Genomic DNA, 18,251 nt, shown 5'->3' on the forward strand with positions numbered 1-18,251 from the left:
TCAGGCCTCCGCCACCACCGTCGACGAAAGGGTGCCGACACCGGAAATACGGACCTCGATCGTGTCGCCGGGGGCCATCCAGACCGGCGGCGTCCGCTTGGCACCGACGCCGCCGGGCGTGCCGGTGGCGATCACGTCGCCGGGGGCGAGGGGGGTGAACTGCGAGATGTAGGCGATGATCACCGGGACCGGGAAGAGCATGTGGTCGAGCGTCGCACTCTGCATGACGGTGCCGTTCAGGACCGACTCGACGCGCACCGATGGAAGGTCGTCGATCTCGTCCGGCGTGACCAATTCCGGCCCGAGTGGGCCGGTACCGGGGAAGTTCTTGCCGGGGGTGAACTGACGGCTGTGCCACTGCCAGTCGCGGACGGAGGCATCGTTGAAGCAGGTGTAGCCGGCGATGTGGTCCATCGCCTCGGCCTCGGGGATGTTGCGCCCGCCGCGTCCGATCACCACCGCCAGTTCGGCCTCGTAGTCCAGGTCCGTCGAGGCGGTGGGGCGGACGATCGGATCGTCCGCCCCAATCAGCGTATCGGCGAACCTGGTGAAGATGGAGGGATGGTCGGTCGGGTCGCGGCCCGTCTCAACCCGGTGGGACTCATAATTATGTCCGACGCAGAGGAACTTGGCCGGATTCGGGACGATGGGCAGGAGCCGGACCTCACCGCGGGCCAGCGAGGGCCCGTCCAGGTCGGCCGACAGCTTGCCCGCAGCAATCGCGGACTTCAGGTCGGTCTCATGGGCGCCAAGGTCGATGATCGCGCCGTCGGGGCCGATGCGGCCCCAGGACGCCGCTCCGTCCCTGGTGAAACTGACAAAACGCATGGTGTCTTTCCTTAGGTGGTCAGGCGGTGCCGGGCAGGCGCAGGTCCATGGCGGTTCCGAGCGCGGTCAGTCGTGCGTCCAGATCGTCCGCGTCCCGGGCGATGAGCGCAACGTAGAAATCCGGACGCACCAGCGCGGCCGCCGCATCGCGGCTGTCGAACCACGCGTCCAGATGCCCCTCCCGGTCCGGCAGGGCAGCAAGGTCGATCGTGACGGCGCCGAGGCTGTCCAGGACCGGCGAGACCGCCGGGACCGGGGCCGCGCGCAAGAGACGCCAGCCGCGGCCGGTCACGTCGTCCAGCATCCGGCCGTCGCCCGCCGCTGGGTTGATGAACCGCTCGCCCGCGTTGTCGCAAATGATGTCCGAACGCAGGGGCGCAATCAGTTCGGCGGCGCTGCGGATACCGGTTTGCGCGCGAAGGCGGGCGTCGCGCGCCGCGGCCTTGTCCGGGTCCAGTTCGCAGATGTAGCGGCCGGCCTCGACCGCGGCGCCGATAACGTGACGGACCTGAGTGTCGCGCTCTGTCTGGTAGCTGTCCAGCAGTCCCGGCCCCGCGATGCCATCCTGCAGCAGCCGCAACCGCCAGGCCAGCCCCGCCGCATCGCGCAGCCCGTGGCAGAGGCCTTGGCCGAAGAAGGGCGGTGTCTGGTGCGCGGCATCCCCAGCCAGGAAGACGCGGCCCACGTGCCAGTTTTCGGCCACGAGGCCGTGAAAGCGGTAGGTCGTGGCGCGGATGATCCGATGGGGCACGTCCCGGACCCAAGGCCGGACCAGATCGGCCACGACGTCGGGGCGGGCCATTACGGTTTCGCTCTCGCCCGGCAGCAGCATGAATTCCCAGCGCCGGTGATTGCCCCGGCCCGGGACGATGGTGGCCGGCCGCCACGGGTCGCACATCATGAGCGACAGGTTCTGCAGGTCCGCGCTCTCTGGAATGCCGGTCAGGTCGGGATAGGTGATCCGGCCGTCCACCTCGGCGTCGACGACGAGCCAGGGTTCCTCGAAATTGAGGTCGTCGAGATGGATGCCGAGGGCCTTGCGAACCGTCGACCGAGCGCCGTCCGTGCCGACGACGTAATCCGCGGCCAGGGTCTGTCCGCTTGCCAGCGTCACCGTCGCTTGGCTGTCGTCCTGGGCGACGCCGGTGACCTCTTCGCCGAGCCGCAGGGTCACGTGGCCGAACCGGCCCAGGCCGCGCCGCAGGACCTGCTCCAGCTCGGGCTGGTTGAAGAAGTAGTCGTTGGCGTAGCCGTAGGGCCGCGGGGCGCCCCTGGACGACATGAACCGGATCATGCCGTGGTCGGCGCCTATGTGGATATGCCCGTCGCCCGCCCGCATGAGAGGCAGCATCTCCTCCGCCAGCCCCACGTCGGCCAGCAGGCGGACCATCTCGTGGTCGATATGCACTGCGCGGGGCAGGGCGTACGGCGCGGTGTCACGGTCGAGCACCAGCGTCCGCAGCCCCGCCTTGCCCAGGAGGTTGGCAAGGAAGACCCCGACCGGGCCGGCGCCGACGATGATGGTGTCCCAACGAACGGTCATTGTCGCCCCCTCCGGTCTAGTATGGAAGCGCCACGTCGGCCGGGCGAGGGGCCCCGGCAGCACCGAAGTACTTCATCGCGGGGTGCGGCTGGAATGTCGTCAGGCAGTCGATCAGGCTCGGTCTGTCTTCGGCCAAGCATGCGGACAAGGCGGCGCGGAACTCCTCTTCGGACCTCACGGTGTGGCCGACGCAACCGAAGCCGCGGGCGATGGCCGCGTAGTCGGTGCCGGAGAGGTCGGTCTCGAAGTCGAAGCCGTGCTTCTGCTGCCCTGCGCGGATGACTCCCCACGCCGCGTTGTTGTGCACGACGGTGATTACGGGGAGGCGGTAGCGCAGGGCGGTGTCGAGTTCCTGGACGGTGAAGCCCACGCTGCCGTCCCCGACGGTGCAGATCACCTGCCGGTCCGGATAGGCGGCCTTCAGCCCGATGGCATAGGGCAGGCCGACGCCTAGCAGGGCCAGCCCGGGGGCGTGAAACCGGGTGCGCGGCGCGGGCGCCGACAGTCGTTCGTTGTGCCAGAAGGTCGTGTGCCCGCCGTCGTAGGTCACGAGCGCGTCCTGCGGCAGCATCTCGTTCAGGAGTTCGGCGTAGCGGGCCGGATGGGGCAGGCCATCGACAGGCCCCGCACCCGCCGACTCGGACAGCTCGGCCCGATGCCGTGTGGTCAGCATGTCGCGCCATCCGGTCACGGCCTTGGGGGGCGTGTGCGAGTTTAGCCGGTTTGCCAAGGCCGTCAGCGCGGCCTTCGCGTCGGCATGGATACCGACGGTAACGGGGACGTTGCGGCCGAAGGCGGCGGGATCGGTGTCTATCTGGACGAGGCGCGCGTCCGCCGCGATCAGCGGCCCGTTCGCGCCCCAGAGCCACGACGAGAACCGGCAGCCGACCGCGAGGACCACGTCGGCCGTCTGCAGGGCCTCGACGAGTGCGGCGCCGCCGATGATGCCGCCGTGTCCGATGTAGGCGGGATGGTCCGTAGGGACAGTGCCGATGCCCATCTGAGTGGCGGTGGCCGCCGCGCCGAGCCGGTCGGCGACCGTCATCAGCGCATCGGCCGCGCCCGACCGGACCACGCCGCCCCCCGCGATGACCAGCGGGCGCTTGCCGGCGGCGAGGCAGGCCGCGGCTTCGGCGATGAGTGCGGGGTCCGCGAAGGGTCGGGGTGCCGCAGCGAAATCATCCTCCATCAGCATCCGCGGGTCGTAGGGATAGGTCCCGCCCAGGATGTCGGCGGGGATGTTGACATGGACCGGGCCCGGCCGGCCGGTCCGCGCCTCGCGGATCGCACGCCGCAGGACCTCGGGGGCGCGGCGGCCGTCGGTGAGGCGCAGGCTCGACTTGGTGATCGGACGGAACAGCTCGACCAGGTCGAGGTCCATCAGCGTGCCGCGGTCGGGGCCTGTCAGATGGCTGGCGTTGCCGGTGGTGATCACGATCAGCGGCACGTTATCGGCGAAGGCGTTGGCGACGCCGGGCACAAGGTTGCTTCCGCCGGGGCCAAGCTCGCCGAAGGCACAGGCGATCTGGCCGGTGCCGAGCGCCACGCCGGTCGCCATCATCGCCGCAGCCTGCTCGTGTCGCACGCCGATGAAGCGGATCCGGTTCTGTTCCGAGAGGGCCCGCATCAGCGGCATCATCTTGCCGCTGGCGATACCGAAGGCCTTCGTCACGCCAGACAGCGCCAGGCAATCGATCACGATCTGAGCGCAGATACGTTCCATGGTCCTCCCCCCTCGTGTCGCGTCGGGCGGAGGTTAATCGCGTGATCAAAGAATGGCAAGAAGTCGGGCGGTCAGGCTGTCTGTTCCTGGCCAGCGGCCTTCGCTTCAGGCGCGGGCGCCGAGAAGGCGGCGATCAGGACGGGGATCATCTGGCGGTAGACCTCGCCCCCGTCGGAGCTGTCGCATTTCCCGCCGGAGACGACGAGAAGGCCCGGTGGCGTGGGGCGGGTGTCGAAGAATAGCAGAGAGCCGATCATCGCATAGAATCGCCAGATGACGACCTCGCGCGGCAGGTGGGGCAGGACGGCGCAGATTTCGTCGATGAAGGCGAGGTTGACGGTGTTGAAGGCACGGGCGGCGATCTCTTCCGCGACCTCCGATCTTTCGTTGATCAGGCTTGCGTGCAGGCGGGCGAAATTCGCTCTGTTCGAGCTCCATTTCTTCTTGTTCAGAAGGGGTTCGAGATAGATTCGCAGTAGGCCCTCGAGGCCGATTTCGGCGCCCTTCGCCCGGGCGCGCGTCAGGTCGTGCATGCGCTGCGCGACATGGTCCGCGGCGCTGGCGCGGATCACCTCCTCGAAGATGCCCTCCTTGCCACCGAAGTGGTAGGCAATCAGCGCCGGGTTCACCTCGGCCGCGCCAGCAATGTCCCGGATGGAGACTGCCCGGAAGCCCTTTTCGGCGAACTTGTCGGCCGCGGCTTCGATCAGGCTTTGCCGGGTCGCGGCGGAGTTGGAGTTGGTTCGTGCCATCCCGTCAATGTGCCTCCGATCCTGGTGGGCTCGAGCATAGCCCGGCGCACCGGGATGCAAAACATCCCTTGACGCAGCCACCCGAGTATTTAATCGTGTGTTCAAACTTTGAGGCAGACGGCGTCGGGGAGGAGGCCAATGTCACCGAAGGCTAGCCATCGGGCTCAGGTGCTCCGGGTTGCGGAGGGCGCCGCACGGCTGATGACATATGCCGCGGGTGTGGCCCTGGTCCTGGCGACGGCCCACATCTTCGCCGACGCCATCGCGACCAAGTTCTTCCGCTGGCCGCTCTTCGCGACACACCAGATCGTCACTGGCTACTACATGGTGGCGCTGTTCTTCCTGCCGCTGGCCCATGCCGAGCTGCGGGGCGCCCACATCACGGCCGACCTGCTCTACTCCGGCCTTCCCGACCGCCTGCGCACGGTGGTGCGAACCGCGAACGGCATCTGCCTGACGGGCTTTCTCGCCGTCATGACCTGGCAGGCCTGGATCAAGGCGGCCAGTCAGACCTCGCGCGGCGAGCAGGAAATGATTTCCGGCACGGCCTTCATCCTGTGGCCCTCTCGCTGGCTGGTCGTCCTCGGCCTCGCCGCGATGACACTGGCCGCGCTGCTGACGCTGCTGACCCGCAAGGACAACGGCGCCGCACCCGAGGAGACCACGGCATGAGCGACATCGCTGTCGGCGGCATCGGCGTCGGGGTCATGATTCTGCTGATCATGCTGCGGTTCCACATCGGCCTCGCCATGGGGATGGTCGCGACCGTCGGGATCATGGTGATCCAGGGCCCGCGCGCCGCCTTCTCCATCTTGCAGAACGTTCCCTACAGCTTTGCCGCGAACTGGGAGTTCTCGGCGGTGCCGCTGTTCCTGCTGATGGGGGCGGTGGCCCATGCCTCGGGCATGACCTCGTCGCTGTTCCACGCTGCCCGGCTCTGGCTGTCGTGGTTGCCGGGCGGGCTTGCCATCGCGACCAACATCGGCTGCGCCGGCTTCTCGGCCGCCGCCGGTTCGAGTGTCGTGACCTCCGTCGCGATGGGGCGGATCGCGGTGCCCGAAATGCTGCGCTTCGGCTACGACAAGGGGCTGGCCACCGGGACCGTGGCCGCCGCCGGCACCCTGGGCGTCATGATCCCGCCGTCGATCCCGATGATCATCTACGCCTATTTCGCCGAGGTCTCTGTCGGCGCGATGTTCCTCGCCGGCATCCTGCCGGGGCTGCTGACCGCCGCGCTCTACTGCGTGATGATCATGGTCCGCTGCACTCTGAACCCCGCGTTGGCGCCCAAGGTGCGCGAGGACGCGGACCCTCGCGAGAAATGGCGCGCCCTGGCCGACGTCTGGCCGCTGCCGGTCATCATCTTCGTCATCGTCGGGACGATCTACGCCGGTATCGCCTCGGCCACGGAAAGCGCCGCCTTCGGCGTCGTGGCCGCCGTCCTGATCGCCCTGCTCAAGCGCAAGCTGACACGCGCGGTCCTGCGCGACGCGATCGGCGGGACGATCGAGAATACCGCCAGTATCTTCTTCATCATCCTCGGCGCGGTGCTCCTGACCCGGTTCATGGCTTATTCGGACCTGCCGGAGTTCATCTCGGAGAGCGTGATTGCGTGGGGCCTGTCGCCCCTCATGCTGATCATCGCCACCGGCCTGATCTTCCTGGCGCTTGGTTGCATCCTCGACCCGATCGGTCTGATGCTGCTGGCCCTGCCGGTTTTCCTGCCGATCTACCAGGCGGCCGAGATCAACATGATCTGGTTCGGCATCCTGTTCATCAAGTACATCGAGATCGGGCTGATCACCCCGCCCGTGGGGATGAACGTCTTCATCCTGCGCTCGATCCTGCCGCAGATCCCGGTCGGGACGATCTTCCGCGGCACCGGCTGGTTCTTCGTGACCGAGATCGTCGTAGTCGGCCTTCTGATCGCCTTCCCCGCCATTTCCCTCGTGCTCGCAGAGAGCGCGCGGTGACCAAGCTCAACCCAGAGGAGGACACCATGAAACTGCTGAGCAAAACGGCGATCCTGTCCGCCGCAACCGCCCTCGCCGGCGGCACACTGTCGGCACAGGAACTGCAATATTCCACCCACCTGCCGCCCGTCGTCGGCGTCAATTCCGCAGGCATCCAGCCGCTCTTCGAGCGGGTGAGCGAGGCCACCGGAGGAGAGATCACTGTCAAGTACTTCTGGGCCGGGCAGCTCTTCGACGCGGCCGGGAATTTCGAGGCGATCCGTGACGGCGTGATCGACATGGCCTTCACCCAGCCCGAAGACGCCCAGGCGGACATGCCGGCGAACTTGATCTTCTCCGATCTCTACTTCATCGGCGACAACCCCTACGCCACTGCCGCCGCGGCGAACGAGACGATCCTGCTGGACTGCCAGACCTGCCGCGACGAATACGCCAACAACAATGCGATGTTCATGGGCACCCATGCGACGACGCCGACCAAGATGTCCTGCGCCGCCGACATCCAGTCGATGGACGACCTTCAGGGCCGCAAGGTGATCGGCCAGACCACGCTCGCCGAGTGGGTCGCCACCTTCAACGGCACGCAGCTCGACGTGCCGCCGCCGGCCCGGCTCGAGGCGATGGAGCGCGGCGTCGCCGACTGCACCATCATCACGCCCGAGTGGCTCGACACCTTCTCGCTGGGCGAAGTCGTCCAGACGGTGATCGACGTGCCGAACGGCTCGCAGTTCGCGATCTCCATCGCGACCACCAACGCCGAAACCTGGGAAGGCCTGTCCGACGAAGCACAGGCGGCCTTCCTGGAGGCGATGCCCCACGCGATCGAGGGGATCGTCGACAACTACGTGGAACGGGACGCCGCCGCGCTCGAGAAGTGGCAGGCCGAGGGCCTGACGGTCACCGATCTCGGCGGCGCTTACGAGGAGGCGTTGGACGCCTACCTTGTCGGCTACGAGCAGCGGGTGATCGAAGGGGCGCAAGCCCGCGGCGTGGAGAACGCCGAGGAGATCGTGAACGCCTTCCTCGAGAACCTCGAGAAATGGAACGCCATCATCGAGGAGCAGGGGACCGAGAACTACGCCCAGCTCCTGTGGGACGAAATCTACAGTCAGGTCGACTACTGACTCCAATCCTGCAGGAAGGCGGCGCGCCGCCTTCCTGTAGCCCACGCCAAGGAGAGACACCCATGGTCTATCCCGTCGCCAGTTCCCTGACCCTCGCGCAGGCCGACGCGATTGCCGAGGCGGCCATCGCTTATCGCAGGAGCGCGGGGTTCCTGCCGCTGACGGCCGTCGTGCTCGATGCCGGTGGTCAACTCGTGACCGCCAGGCGTGAGGATGGCTGCGGCATCGTCCGCTTCGACGTGGCCTTCGCAAAGGCCTGGGGCTCGGTCGGCATGGGCCTGCCCGCCCGGACGCTGGGCGAGAGGCTGGGCAAGAATCCGGCCTTCCTGGGCTCCATCGTCGCCGCCTCGGACGGGCGCATGGCCCCCAATGCCGGCGGGGTGCTGATCCTTGATAACGGCGGCACCGTGATCGGCGCCGTCGGGATCAGCGGCGACACTGGCGACAACGACGAAATCTGCGCACGCGAAGGCATCGCTACGGCGGGCCTGAGGGCGGCCGATTGACCCACTCTAGAGGAGACACCGATGGACATCGGACTACTGATCGACAACGAGGACGTCCCCGCAAGCGGCGGCGGCAGTTTCGAGCGGGCCAACCCTGTCCGCGGCACGACCGCCACCCGGGCGGCGGCGGCGAAGGCGGATGACGTTGACCGCGCCGTCAGGGCCGCCCACGCCGCCTTTCCCGCCTGGGCGGCGACCGGCCCGTCCGAGCGCCGCAAAATCCTGAACAAGGCCGCCGACCTGATGGACGAGTGGACGCCGAAGTTCATTGAGACCGGCACCGCCGAGACCGGCGGCACGGCGATGTGGCACGGCTTCAACTGCATGTTCGCCGCCAAGATCCTGCGCGAGGCCGCCGCGTCCGTGACTCAGATCAAGGGCGAGGTGATCCCCTCCGACCGGCCCGGCTCCCTGTCCATGGGTTACCGCCAGCCGGTCGGCGTTCTGGTCGGTATGGCGCCCTGGAACGCTGCGCAGATCCTCGGCGTGCGCGCCTTTGCCATGGCCGTCGCCTGCTGCAATACCATGGTTCTCAAGGCATCCGAGAAGTGCCCGGCGACCCACCGGATGCTGGCCGACGTGATGACTGAAGCGGGCTTGCCCAAGGGCGTGCTGAACGTCGTCACCCACGGTGCAGACGACGCGCCCGAAGTCGTCAACGCGCTGATCGATCACCCGCTTGTCAAGCGGATCAACTTCACAGGTTCGACCCGGGTGGGCCGGATCATCGCCGAACGGGCCGCCAGGCACCTCAAGCCGTGTCTGCTCGAACTCGGCGGCAAGGCGCCTCTGCTTGTGCTGGACGACGCCCATATCGGCGGCGCCGTGAATGCGGCCAACTTCGGCGCCTTCATGAACTCCGGCCAGATCTGCATGTCGACCGAGCGGATCATCGTGGACGAGAAGGTGGCGGACGTCTTTGCCAAGGCCCTGGCTGAAAAGGCCGCCGACCTCGTCGCAGGCCTGCCGACCGAGAAGGTGCACCTCGGCAGCGTCATCGACGCCGACTCCGTTGGTCATGTCGCCGCCCTGCTGGCCGATGCCGAGGAGAAGGGGGCGAAGCGGCTCTGTGGCGGCTTGCCCGAAGACGGCACGATCATGGCCGCCACCATACTCGACCACGTCACGCCCGAAATGCGGATCTACGGCGAGGAGAGCTTCGGTCCGATCGTGTCGATCATCCGCGCCCGGGACACCGACCACGCGGTCGAGCTGGCCAACGACACGGACTACGGCCTGTCGGCGGCGGTCTTCGGCCAGAACGTCCGGCGTGCGATGGACGTGGCCCGCCGGATCGAGAGCGGCATCTGTCACGTCAACGGGCCGACCGTCTTCGACGAGCCCCAGATGCCCTTCGGCGGGGTCAAGGCGAGCGGCTACGGCCGGTTCGGCGGCTCGGCCGGTATTGACGCCTTCACCGAATTGCGCTGGATCACCGTCGAGGACCCCGAGCAACCCTACCCGTTCTGACAGAAAGGCCAGGCCGGTGTTCAAGCTGTACCATGCGGCGACCAGTGTCTGCTCGATCAAGGTGCGCATCGGGCTGGCCGAGATCGGAGGCGTCTACGAAGAGGTCGAGCTCGACCTTCAGGCCGGGGATCAGCATGATCCGGCCTATCTCGAGCTCAATCCTGCGGGGGTGGTTCCGACCCTGATCGATGACGGGCTGGTCCTGGTGGAATCCAGCCTGATCCTCGAATACCTCGACCGCGAGTACAACGACGGCCGCCTGATGCCGAAGGGCAGGGCGGCCGAAGCGGCGGCGCGCCACTGGCTGCTGCGTTGCCTGGCCATCCACGGCGCGATCAACACTCTGTCGTTCTCCACTGTGATGCGCGACCGTGCGATGGCGTCCCGGACGCCGGCGCAGATCGCCGCCGATCTCGATGCCATGCCCGACCCGGTGGCGCGGGCCAAACGGCGCGATCTTTATGATCACGGGCTGGGGTCCATGCACGTGGGCGCGGCGCTCAGGACGATGGACCGGACGTTCCGGGACATGGTTGCGGCACTCGAAAAGACACGATGGGTCAGCGGCGACGGGTTCGGCGTCACCGACATCGCGCTGGTGCCCTACATCGACCGTCTCTGGCGCCTCGGCTTCGAGGCGCTCTGGGCGGGCCGGCACGACGGAATCGCAGACTGGCTCCGCGCAATGCAGGACAGACCCAGCTACCAGGCCGAGGTCGCCGGCCGTATACCTGCCGAGCAGGCCGTCAGGATGCGCGAGGGCGGCTCCAAACATATCGACGCCCTGCTGGAGCGTGTCCCGGCGCGCGGCTGATGTCCGGGGCGCTCGGGCTTCGGGGAAGACTCAGCGTAGGCTCTTCATCCCGACGGAGAGCGAGACCAGCTCGTTGAGAAGTCCGAGAGCCTCCTTCTCGTGCTCCCCGGTTGCCGCGAACCGGTCCTCCACGACGAAATCCTTGACCGATGGGATGCTTACGCCGGCCTTGGTCGGGTACATCCTCAGCGCGTTGAGGATCGGCTTGGTCAGCTGTACGGCGCGCAGGCCGCCGGAGCGACCGCCGTAACTGACGAAGCCGGCGGGCTTCATTGCCCATTCCGGCCCCAGATAGGTCAGCGCGTTGATCAGGGCCGGCGAAGGGCCGTGATTGTACTCCGGCGCGACGAACGCGAACCCGTCGGCGGCGGCGACCGCCTGGGCCCACCGCCTGGTATGCGCATGCTCGTAGTCGCCGAACCGGGAGTGGCGGGACTCGTCATAGAGGGGCAGGGCGAAGTCCGCGATGTCGTGCAGCGCCGCGTCGACGCCGTCCTGCTCGGCGGTCAGCGCATGAAACCAGGTCCCGACCTTGTCGCCGACCCGGCCGGGCCGGGTGCTGCAGACGATGACGGCAATGTGGGCTCGGCGCTCCTCGGTCATGTCTCGATCTCCCCGACCACTGTTCTCACCAGTGCGGCGGTGCGCTGGAAATGCTCGGTCAGCAGGGCGGCCGCCTTGTCGGGATCCCGGTCAAGCGCGGCCGTCAGGATGTCCTGGTGTTCGTCGCGTGGATCGGACCGCGAGACGCCCGCAAGGCGGGCAAGGCTTCTGTAGCGCTCTGCGGCGTCAAAGAGCTGGCTGCAGGTCTCGACCAGCCAGGGAGACCCGCAGGCCGAGATCAGGGATTGATGGAACGCCTTGTGGACCACGTTCCAGGTGGAATCGGGGCCGACGGACCCGTTGCTGGACGTGCGTGGTGTCCTGGTAAGCCGATGGCAGCTGACCAGGATACTCTCCTCCCACGCCGCATCGCCGAGCTCGATGGACCTGCGGATGCCGATCTCGTTCATCCAGCAGCGTGCCTGGGTAAGGTCCATCAGGCCGGGCAGGCTGACCGGCGAGACGACGAAGCCGCGGTTGTCGGTGTGCCGGGCCAGGCCCTCGGTGGCGAGCCGGTTGAGGGCTTCGCGGATCGGGCTGAGGCCGGTGTCGAAGCGCTCGCTGATCTCGCGGACGTTCAGCTTGGCCCCCGGCGTTAGCGAGCCATCGAGTATGGCGTCCCGGAGGTCGATGTAGATCGCGGTGGCGCGCGTCGTCTTCACCACCCTGACGGTGTGCTGCTCCTGCATGCCCCTACCCATCCTTTCGACCGTCAGTCTACCGGTCGCCGGGGAAGAAGAAACCATCAAAATTGGATCCCATATCAAGATGATCGATTATTTGTTGACAGGTCCGGCTAATGTAGATCACGCTTCGGAGCAGCGCCGGACCGCGTTAGAGGGGCGCGTGGGGGGGCATATGCGGTTTGCGAGCGTCAGGACCCGATCCGACCTGCAGCCGGGCGTCCTGGATGACGGCGAGATCGTCCTGATCGGTGACCTGTTCGCCGATCTGACCGCTTTGATCGAAGCGGGGCCGGAGGGGCGCGACGCCGCCCGGGCGGCAACGGGCGACCGCGGGCGGATGCGGGTGGCGGCGGCGGAGGCCGACCTCGCGGCGCCGATCACGCGGTTCAAGCGCGACGTACTCTGCACCGGGTGGAACTACTGGGACCATTTCGAAGAAGGGAAGGGGCGCCGCAACGGGCAGGAGGTGGACCGCCCGACCGCTCCGACCTTCTTCACCAAGTCGCCGAACGCCGTGATCGGACCGTTGGACGCGATCGCCTGGGATGCGCGCTGCTCGAAGAAATGGGACTACGAGGCCGAGTTGGCCCTGGTCATCGGCAAGCCCGGCCGCTCGATCCCGGCCGGCAGGGCGCATGAGCACATCTTCGGCTACTGCCTCGCCAACGATGTCTCCCAGCGGGACATTCAGCGCCGTCACGGCGGTCAGTGGATGCGGGGCAAGAGCGCCGACCAGACGGCGCCCCTCGGTCCCCATCTGGTCACCCCGGACGAAATCGAGGATCTAGGGGCGATCCGCATCGAATGCGAACTGAATGGCGAGGTGATGCAATCGGCGCCGATCGCGCAGATGGCCTTCGACATCCCTACGCTGATCGCCGAACTGTCGTTCGGAATGACGTTGAACGCGGGGGACCTCTTGCTCACCGGAACTCCGGCGGGGGTCGGCAACGCGCGCACGCCGCAGGTTTTCCTGAAACCGGGCGACATGGTCGTGACGCGGGCGACCGGCCTCGGCGAGTTGCGCAATACGATCGAGGAGCGGGACCTCTACGGGGATGCGGAGATCGAGCTCTGATAGGTCTCCTTTGGTGCCGCTCGGGGTTCCGGGGGTGGGGAGTCGGGTTTCTGTGACTGCAGATGCAGGCAAAACGGTGTGTTGGAGGGCAACGCGCACCACCAAAGGGAGGACTGAGGACGATGAGAACCATACGTGAAGACGTTAGGCTGGCCTGTTCCGTGGCCGCGCTTTTGGCTGCCGCGGCGACGACGGCGTCGGCCGAGATGACGGAAGAGGCGCGCGCCTTCCTTTCCGAAAATGGCATCGGCGATGAGTTGATCGCCCAGGCCGCCGCGGCCACGGCGTCCGAGCTGGACGTGCCCGCGGAGTGGCTCGAACAGGCGGCGGCCGAGGGGGCGATCGACTTCAGCACCAACGACACGTCCGAACACGTGGCCGAGTGGCTGCCCGTCTTCAACGCGCGGTATCCCGAGATCGAGATCATCGCGACGGAAACCTCGGGTGCGGCGCGGGCCGTCCAGCCGCTTCTGGCCTACAATTCGGGCCAGCTGGTCCGCCACATCGTGGTGAGCTTCGAGGGCAGCCTGCCCGACTATCTCGAGGCGGACGCTCTGGAAGAGATCGACGATCTGCCGGCGTGGGAGGGTATTCCCGAGGATCGGCGTGCGGCCGATGGCACGTTCGCCGGGATGCAGAACACGACCTGGTGCCTCGTCTACAACCAGGACCGGGTCACACAGGAAGAGTTGCCGGCGACCTGGTGGGACCTAGTGGCGGAAGATTCCCCGCTTGCGGGCGGGCGGGTCGGCGCGGCCAACCGGGCGCAGCTCTGGACGCTGAACCTGTGGACGCATCCCGACTACGGCCCCGAGCGGATGGAGAACGAATTCCTCCCCGCGTTCTTCAACAACCTTCAGCCGCAGCTGCGCGCAGAGGGCGTGGGCGGCATGATCAACCTGCCGCTGGTCGGCGAGTTCGATGTCGGCCTGCCGACGCCGAACGACGAGACCTGGGAGATGATGCAAACCGGAGCGCCGCTCGGCTGGCACTGCCCCGAGCCGGTGCCGCAGTATTTCAACCTGATCGGCATGTTCCGCAATTCGCCCACGCACTACTCGTCGAAGGTCTTCATCAATTGGCTTCTGAGCCAGGAAGGTCAGCTCGTCCGTCTGGCCGCCGGCGGCGACGGACCGGTGCACAGGGACCTGCAGATCGAGGGTGCCGCCCCGCTGTTCGAGGCGTTCGCCGGCAAGGACATCGCTCTGCGGACCATCGACGGAATGGTGAACGAACTGCCGAGGCTCTACGAGGTCTGGAACCCGCTCTGGGCCGCGGCGGGCGGGCCTGAATGAACCCCTAGAGCGCGGGATTGAGCGCTGTCCCCGGGCCCCGTTCGGGTCCGGGGGCAGGGTCAAGGAGACAGGGAATGGCTAACGCGGAGATCAGCCCGTCTGCCGTCCGGCAGGTCCCGGAGGTTAAGGCGGAGCGCGATATCGTTGCCCGTCTTTTCCCTTGGGTGGTTCTGATACTGCTTGCAGCACTGGTGATCGCGCCGATCTTCTCGCTGGTTGCGGGTGCGTTCAGCCTGTCGCGCCTACCCAACGAATTCTCGTTTGACAACCTGGGGCTCGACAACTTCTACGCGGTCTGGGTCGAGCAGCGCATCGACAGGGTGATCTGGAACACCGCGATCTACGTGACCGGAGCGACGATCTTCGGGATCACCACCGCGGCTTTGCTGGCGTGGCTGGTCGAACGATCGGATATGCCCGGCAAGACCTGGATCTATGCCGGTGTTCCTCTCGGCATCGCCGTTCCGGGCATCCTGCACGCGATTGCTTGGGTCCTTCTCCTAAGTCCCAGGTCGGGGTTCGTGAACCGGACCTGGATGGACCTGACCGGCGCCAGCGAGCCACTCGTCGATATCTACACCATGGGCGGGCTCATCTTCGCCGAGGGCCTGAGGCTCGTCCCCGTTGCGTTCCTGATGCTCGTGCCACTGATGCGCAGCATGGACCCTTCGCTCGAGGAGGCGGCGGCGGCCAGCGGCGCCAGCCCGATGCGGGCGACCCGGCGGGTGACGTTGGCGCTGCTGCTGCCGGGCGTCCTCGCGATCAGCATCTTCCAGGCGATCACCGCCATCGAGAATTTCGAGGTGCCGGGCATCCTCGGCATGCCGGTCAACCTGCACGTCTTCAGCACGCGGGTCTACAACCTGATCGACAACATCGGGACGATCCCGGCCTTCGGTCAGGCGAACGCGGCGGCCATCTTCTATCTGGCAATCGCACTGGTGATTTCGTTCTTCTACCTCCGCTTGGTGCGGAACTCCGAGCGCTATTCGATCATCACCGGCAAGGGGTACACGCCACGGCAGGTGCGCCTCGGCCGCTGGCGCAAGCCGGCGCTGGCGCTGTCGCTGCTGTTCCTGTTCGTGACGATCGTCCTGCCCTTCCTCGTCCTGCTCTACGTTTCGCTGCTGAACTACCTGCGCCCGCCGAGCTGGGACGCCATCGCGAGCTTCACGTTCAAGAACTACCAGACCGTCTTCAACCAGCCGCGGGTGGCGCGGACGCTCTTCAACACGATCTACGTAACGCTCCTGACGGCGACGACGGTGACCATCGTGTCCTTCGTCATCGCCTACATCATCGTGCGGACGCGGTTCGCGGGGCGCTATGCGCTGGACATGCTCAGCTTCCTGCCGCACTCGATCCCCGGCATCGTCCTCGGCCTCGCGCTGTTCTGGCTCTTCATGCAGGTCGACCGTTGGACGGGCCTCAGCACATTCGGCTCGATCTACGCGCTGGTCCTGGGCTTCACGATCCTCTTTCTGTCATACGCCGTCAGGGCGATGAGCGTGGCGATGATCCAGGTCCATCCCGATCTCGAGGACGCGGCTAAGCTGTCGGGGGCGCCCCCCTGGCGCATCGCCCTGCGGATCTTCGGCCCGCTTCTGATGCCGACGCTGGTCGGGATCTGGATCTACGTGGCGATGCTCAGCGTGCGCTTCATCAGCCTGCCCCTCATCCTGTCGCAAGGCGGCAGCAACGAGGTTCTCGGCGTCATGATCTGGTCGCTCTGGGACAACGGAAACATCAGTTCGGTAGGAGCCATCGGAATAATGCTGCTGTCCTTCATGTTCGGTCTGGCGCTTCTCCTGCGCCTCTTCGGATTCAGCGGCCAGCGCGGAGGTGCACTGTGATCGGAATCGACGATCTTCAGGTCCGGTTCAACACCGAGAAAGGCGTCGTTCACGCGGTGCGCGGGGTGACCATCGATGTCGCGGCGGGGGAATTCTACACGCTCCTCGGTCCCAGCGGCTGCGGGAAGACGACGACGCTGCGCTGCCTCGCCGGACTGGAGCGCCCCACCGGCGGGCGCATCACCGTCGGGAACGCCGTCGTACACGACTCCGGCCTCGGCGTGAGCGTGCCGACCCACAAGCGCGACATCGGCATGGTCTTCCAGTCCTACGCCATCTGGCCGCATCTGACCGTCTTCGAGAACGTGGCATTCCCTCTGCGGGAAAAGCGGCCCAAGATCGACGAGGCGGTGATCCGGGACCGTGTGGCCAATGCGTTGGAACTCGTGCAGCTCTCCGGCTACGAGAGCCGCCCGGCGCCGTTTCTCAGCGGCGGACAGCAGCAGCGCCTGGCATTGGCACGGGCGATCGTGCGGGAGGCGTCGGTCGTGCTCTTCGACGAGCCGCTGTCGAATCTCGACGCCAAGCTGCGGGCCGAGACCCGGCTGGAGCTGCGCAAGCTCGTCAAGCGGCTCGGCATGACCGCGCTCTACGTCACCCACGACCAAACCGAGGCCTTGACCATGGCCGACCGGGTGGCCGTCATGCGCGACGGCGAGATCGTGCAGGAGGCCTCGCCCGTCGAGATCTACATGCGCCCCAACTCGCGTTTCGTCGCCAGTTTCATCGGCCAGTGCAACTTTGCCGGCGGCACGGTGCGCAGAGCCGTCAACGGCTCCGGCGTCGGCCAGTTGGAGACCGAATGGGGCCCGATGCAATACAGCGTCGCCACCGAGGCGGAGGCCGGCGAGGACGTCACCGTCGCGGTGCGCCCCGAGAACGTGCGACTGATCGGCCCCGGGGCCGATGGCCTTCCGGAGGGCGAGATCGTCGAGAAGATGTTCCTCGGCGATTGCGTGGAGTGCCGGGTCAGTGTCGGCACTGCCCATATCTTCGCGCGCGTCCATCCCAGTCAGGCGGTCGAGGTCGGCCAACGGATCGGCGTCGATATCCGGCCCGAGGATGTGGCATTGCTCTCGGCGTGAGCGAGGACCTTCGACCGGCCATGGCCGTTCTGGCGATTCTGGCACTCATGCGCTCGGTCTGCGTCACCGTTCTCGAGAGCATGGCTGCCAGCGTCACGCTGCCGGCGATCGCGCGGGACTTCGGGGTCTCCGCCGCCACCGTCACGTGGGTCATGGGAACTTCGACGTATCACGCGCACCGGGCGCGAAAGGACGATCCTTCTCGACTGCCCGATCGCGCCAAGCGGGACGCCGAGCTGCGGGTCGAGATCGCCCGCGTCCATGCCGAGAACTTCGGCGTCTATGGTGCCCGGAAGGTATGGCGCCAACTGCTGCGGGAAGGCTTCGACGTCGCGCGTTGCATGGTGGAGAGGCTGATGCGCGCCATGGGCGTGCAAGGCGTCGTCCGCGGCAAGCGGCTCAGGACGACGGTCCCCGACCTGGCCCAGCCATGCCCGCGCGACAAGGTGAACCGGCGAGCTCCCGCACCTCGCGCTCCAGCGCCTTCACCCGCGCCGCCTCCAAAGCGCGAGCTTCGGCACCAGGCCGACCTGGTGGGGCTTCGTCTACGTCGCTTTCGTCATCGACACCTACGCGCGGCGGATCATCGGCTGGCGCGTCAGCGGCAGCGCGACCGCAGCCTTCGTTCTCGATGCCCTGGAGCAGGCCGTTCACCAGCGGCAACCAGGTGCCGGTCTGGTGCATCACTCGGATCGCGGTTCGCAAGGCGGTCTCAACCGGTCGTCGCAACACCCCTGTTAAAGGAGGTTGTGATGACAACAAGCAGACGAAAATCCGAACGATCAACGGGGCGAAAGCTGCGCTCTCCTGGGCGGCCCGGAGTGGCGCAGCGGTTTGAACGCCAGCGCTTCTGGGNCCTGATTGCTCTTGGTCTTCCCAGCGAGGAAGCTGCCGTGCGGGCCGGTGTCTCGCAGCCGG

General features: G+C 66.9%; 16 protein-coding genes and 2 pseudogenes. 12 read left to right on the forward strand and 6 right to left on the reverse strand.

Going from position 1 to position 18,251, the window contains the following annotated elements; all coding sequences use genetic code 11:
• The 4 genes from A37W_RS0112670 to A37W_RS0112685 form a co-directional block, all read right to left on the reverse strand.
• Entirely contained in the window at window positions 1–828 is an 828-nt protein-coding gene (locus A37W_RS0112670) for a fumarylacetoacetate hydrolase family protein (RefSeq protein ID WP_018303409.1), read from the reverse strand.
• A 19-nt stretch (window positions 829–847) separates the two neighbouring features.
• The gene (locus A37W_RS0112675; protein WP_211206636.1) at window positions 848–2,434 is read right to left on the reverse strand and encodes a bifunctional 3-(3-hydroxy-phenyl)propionate/3-hydroxycinnamic acid hydroxylase; all 1,587 of its coding nucleotides are present in this window, start codon (window positions 2,432–2,434) and stop codon (window positions 848–850) included.
• Window positions 2,388–4,094, reverse strand: coding sequence for a thiamine pyrophosphate-binding protein (locus A37W_RS21865; RefSeq protein ID WP_018303411.1), 1,707 nt, complete (start codon window positions 4,092–4,094; stop codon window positions 2,388–2,390). The genes A37W_RS0112675 and A37W_RS21865 overlap by 47 nt, the downstream gene beginning before the upstream one ends.
• Window positions 4,095–4,165: 71 nt before the next feature.
• The gene (locus A37W_RS0112685; RefSeq protein ID WP_156169361.1) at window positions 4,166–4,927 is read right to left on the reverse strand and encodes a TetR/AcrR family transcriptional regulator; all 762 of its coding nucleotides are present in this window, start codon (window positions 4,925–4,927) and stop codon (window positions 4,166–4,168) included.
• A gap of 138 nt (window positions 4,928–5,065) precedes the next feature.
• Between A37W_RS0112685 and A37W_RS21870 the strand changes: the two genes are divergently transcribed.
• From A37W_RS21870 to A37W_RS0112715, 6 genes are all read left to right on the forward strand, one after another.
• Entirely contained in the window at window positions 5,066–5,518 is a 453-nt protein-coding gene (locus A37W_RS21870) for a TRAP transporter small permease subunit (protein WP_211206637.1), read from the forward strand.
• Complete coding sequence (locus A37W_RS0112695; protein ID WP_018303414.1) at window positions 5,515–6,819, forward strand: TRAP transporter large permease; 1,305 nt, start codon at window positions 5,515–5,517, stop codon at window positions 6,817–6,819. The genes A37W_RS21870 and A37W_RS0112695 overlap by 4 nt, the downstream gene beginning before the upstream one ends.
• Window positions 6,820–6,845: 26 nt before the next feature.
• Complete coding sequence (dctP, locus tag A37W_RS0112700; RefSeq protein ID WP_026198476.1) at window positions 6,846–7,943, forward strand: TRAP transporter substrate-binding protein DctP; 1,098 nt, start codon at window positions 6,846–6,848, stop codon at window positions 7,941–7,943.
• Between the two features lie 62 nt (window positions 7,944–8,005).
• On the forward strand, window positions 8,006–8,449 hold the full coding sequence (locus A37W_RS0112705) for a GlcG/HbpS family heme-binding protein (protein WP_018303416.1): 444 nt from the start codon (window positions 8,006–8,008) through the stop codon (window positions 8,447–8,449).
• 21 nt (window positions 8,450–8,470) lie between these two features.
• On the forward strand, window positions 8,471–9,919 hold the full coding sequence (locus A37W_RS0112710) for an aldehyde dehydrogenase (protein WP_018303417.1): 1,449 nt from the start codon (window positions 8,471–8,473) through the stop codon (window positions 9,917–9,919).
• 16 nt (window positions 9,920–9,935) lie between these two features.
• Window positions 9,936–10,733 carry a glutathione S-transferase family protein gene (locus A37W_RS0112715; protein WP_018303418.1) on the forward strand — a complete coding sequence of 266 codons (798 nt, stop codon included), beginning with the start codon at window positions 9,936–9,938 and terminating at the stop codon, window positions 10,731–10,733.
• A gap of 30 nt (window positions 10,734–10,763) precedes the next feature.
• Here A37W_RS0112715 and A37W_RS0112720 read toward each other — a convergent pair whose 3' ends face one another.
• Entirely contained in the window at window positions 10,764–11,336 is a 573-nt protein-coding gene (locus A37W_RS0112720; RefSeq protein WP_018303419.1) for an NADPH-dependent FMN reductase, read from the reverse strand.
• Window positions 11,333–12,025: a GntR family transcriptional regulator gene (locus A37W_RS0112725; RefSeq protein ID WP_018303420.1), complete on the reverse strand. Its 693-nt coding sequence runs from the start codon at window positions 12,023–12,025 to the stop codon at window positions 11,333–11,335. Before A37W_RS0112725 ends, A37W_RS0112720 begins: the two co-directional genes overlap by 4 nt.
• Here A37W_RS0112725 and A37W_RS0112730 point away from each other — a divergent pair.
• The 6 genes and pseudogenes from A37W_RS0112730 to A37W_RS24695 all read left to right on the forward strand — a co-directional run.
• Window positions 11,979–13,100: a fumarylacetoacetate hydrolase family protein gene (locus A37W_RS0112730; protein WP_211206638.1), complete on the forward strand. Its 1,122-nt coding sequence runs from the start codon at window positions 11,979–11,981 to the stop codon at window positions 13,098–13,100. The two genes, A37W_RS0112725 and A37W_RS0112730, sit on opposite strands and share 47 nt — an antisense overlap.
• Window positions 13,101–13,222: 122 nt before the next feature.
• Complete coding sequence (locus tag A37W_RS0112735) at window positions 13,223–14,395, forward strand: ABC transporter substrate-binding protein (protein WP_157236489.1); 1,173 nt, start codon at window positions 13,223–13,225, stop codon at window positions 14,393–14,395.
• 164 nt (window positions 14,396–14,559) lie between these two features.
• Window positions 14,560–16,248 carry an ABC transporter permease gene (locus tag A37W_RS0112740; RefSeq protein ID WP_018303423.1) on the forward strand — a complete coding sequence of 563 codons (1,689 nt, stop codon included), beginning with the start codon at window positions 14,560–14,562 and terminating at the stop codon, window positions 16,246–16,248.
• Window positions 16,245–17,333 carry an ABC transporter ATP-binding protein gene (locus A37W_RS0112745; RefSeq protein WP_018303424.1) on the forward strand — a complete coding sequence of 363 codons (1,089 nt, stop codon included), beginning with the start codon at window positions 16,245–16,247 and terminating at the stop codon, window positions 17,331–17,333. The genes A37W_RS0112740 and A37W_RS0112745 overlap by 4 nt, the downstream gene beginning before the upstream one ends.
• Window positions 17,334–17,452: 119 nt before the next feature.
• Window positions 17,453–18,038: pseudogene (locus A37W_RS24345) on the forward strand (IS3 family transposase); the annotation flags it as partial.
• 47 nt (window positions 18,039–18,085) lie between these two features.
• Window positions 18,086–18,251: pseudogene (locus A37W_RS24695) on the forward strand (IS30 family transposase); the annotation flags it as partial.

Source organism: Wenxinia marina DSM 24838 (assembly GCF_000379485.1).
GTDB lineage: Bacteria > Pseudomonadota > Alphaproteobacteria > Rhodobacterales > Rhodobacteraceae > Wenxinia > Wenxinia marina.

Bases quoted from the DNA above. Each gene is read 5' to 3' on its own strand.
- A37W_RS0112705 (WP_018303416.1), top strand. From the start codon at position 8,006: ATGGTCTATCCCGTCGCCAGTTCCCTGACCCTCGCGCAGGCCGACGCG.
- A37W_RS0112725 (WP_018303420.1), bottom strand. From the start codon at position 12,025: ATGCAGGAGCAGCACACCGTCAGGGTGGTGAAGACGACGCGCGCCACC.
- A37W_RS0112670 (WP_018303409.1), bottom strand. From the start codon at position 828: ATGCGTTTTGTCAGTTTCACCAGGGACGGAGCGGCGTCCTGGGGCCGC.
- A37W_RS0112720 (WP_018303419.1), bottom strand. From the start codon at position 11,336: ATGACCGAGGAGCGCCGAGCCCACATTGCCGTCATCGTCTGCAGCACC.
- A37W_RS0112710 (WP_018303417.1), top strand. From the start codon at position 8,471: ATGGACATCGGACTACTGATCGACAACGAGGACGTCCCCGCAAGCGGC.
- A37W_RS0112695 (WP_018303414.1), top strand. From the start codon at position 5,515: ATGAGCGACATCGCTGTCGGCGGCATCGGCGTCGGGGTCATGATTCTG.
- dctP (WP_026198476.1), top strand. From the start codon at position 6,846: ATGAAACTGCTGAGCAAAACGGCGATCCTGTCCGCCGCAACCGCCCTC.
- A37W_RS21865 (WP_018303411.1), bottom strand. From the start codon at position 4,094: ATGGAACGTATCTGCGCTCAGATCGTGATCGATTGCCTGGCGCTGTCT.
- A37W_RS0112735 (WP_157236489.1), top strand. From the start codon at position 13,223: ATGAGAACCATACGTGAAGACGTTAGGCTGGCCTGTTCCGTGGCCGCG.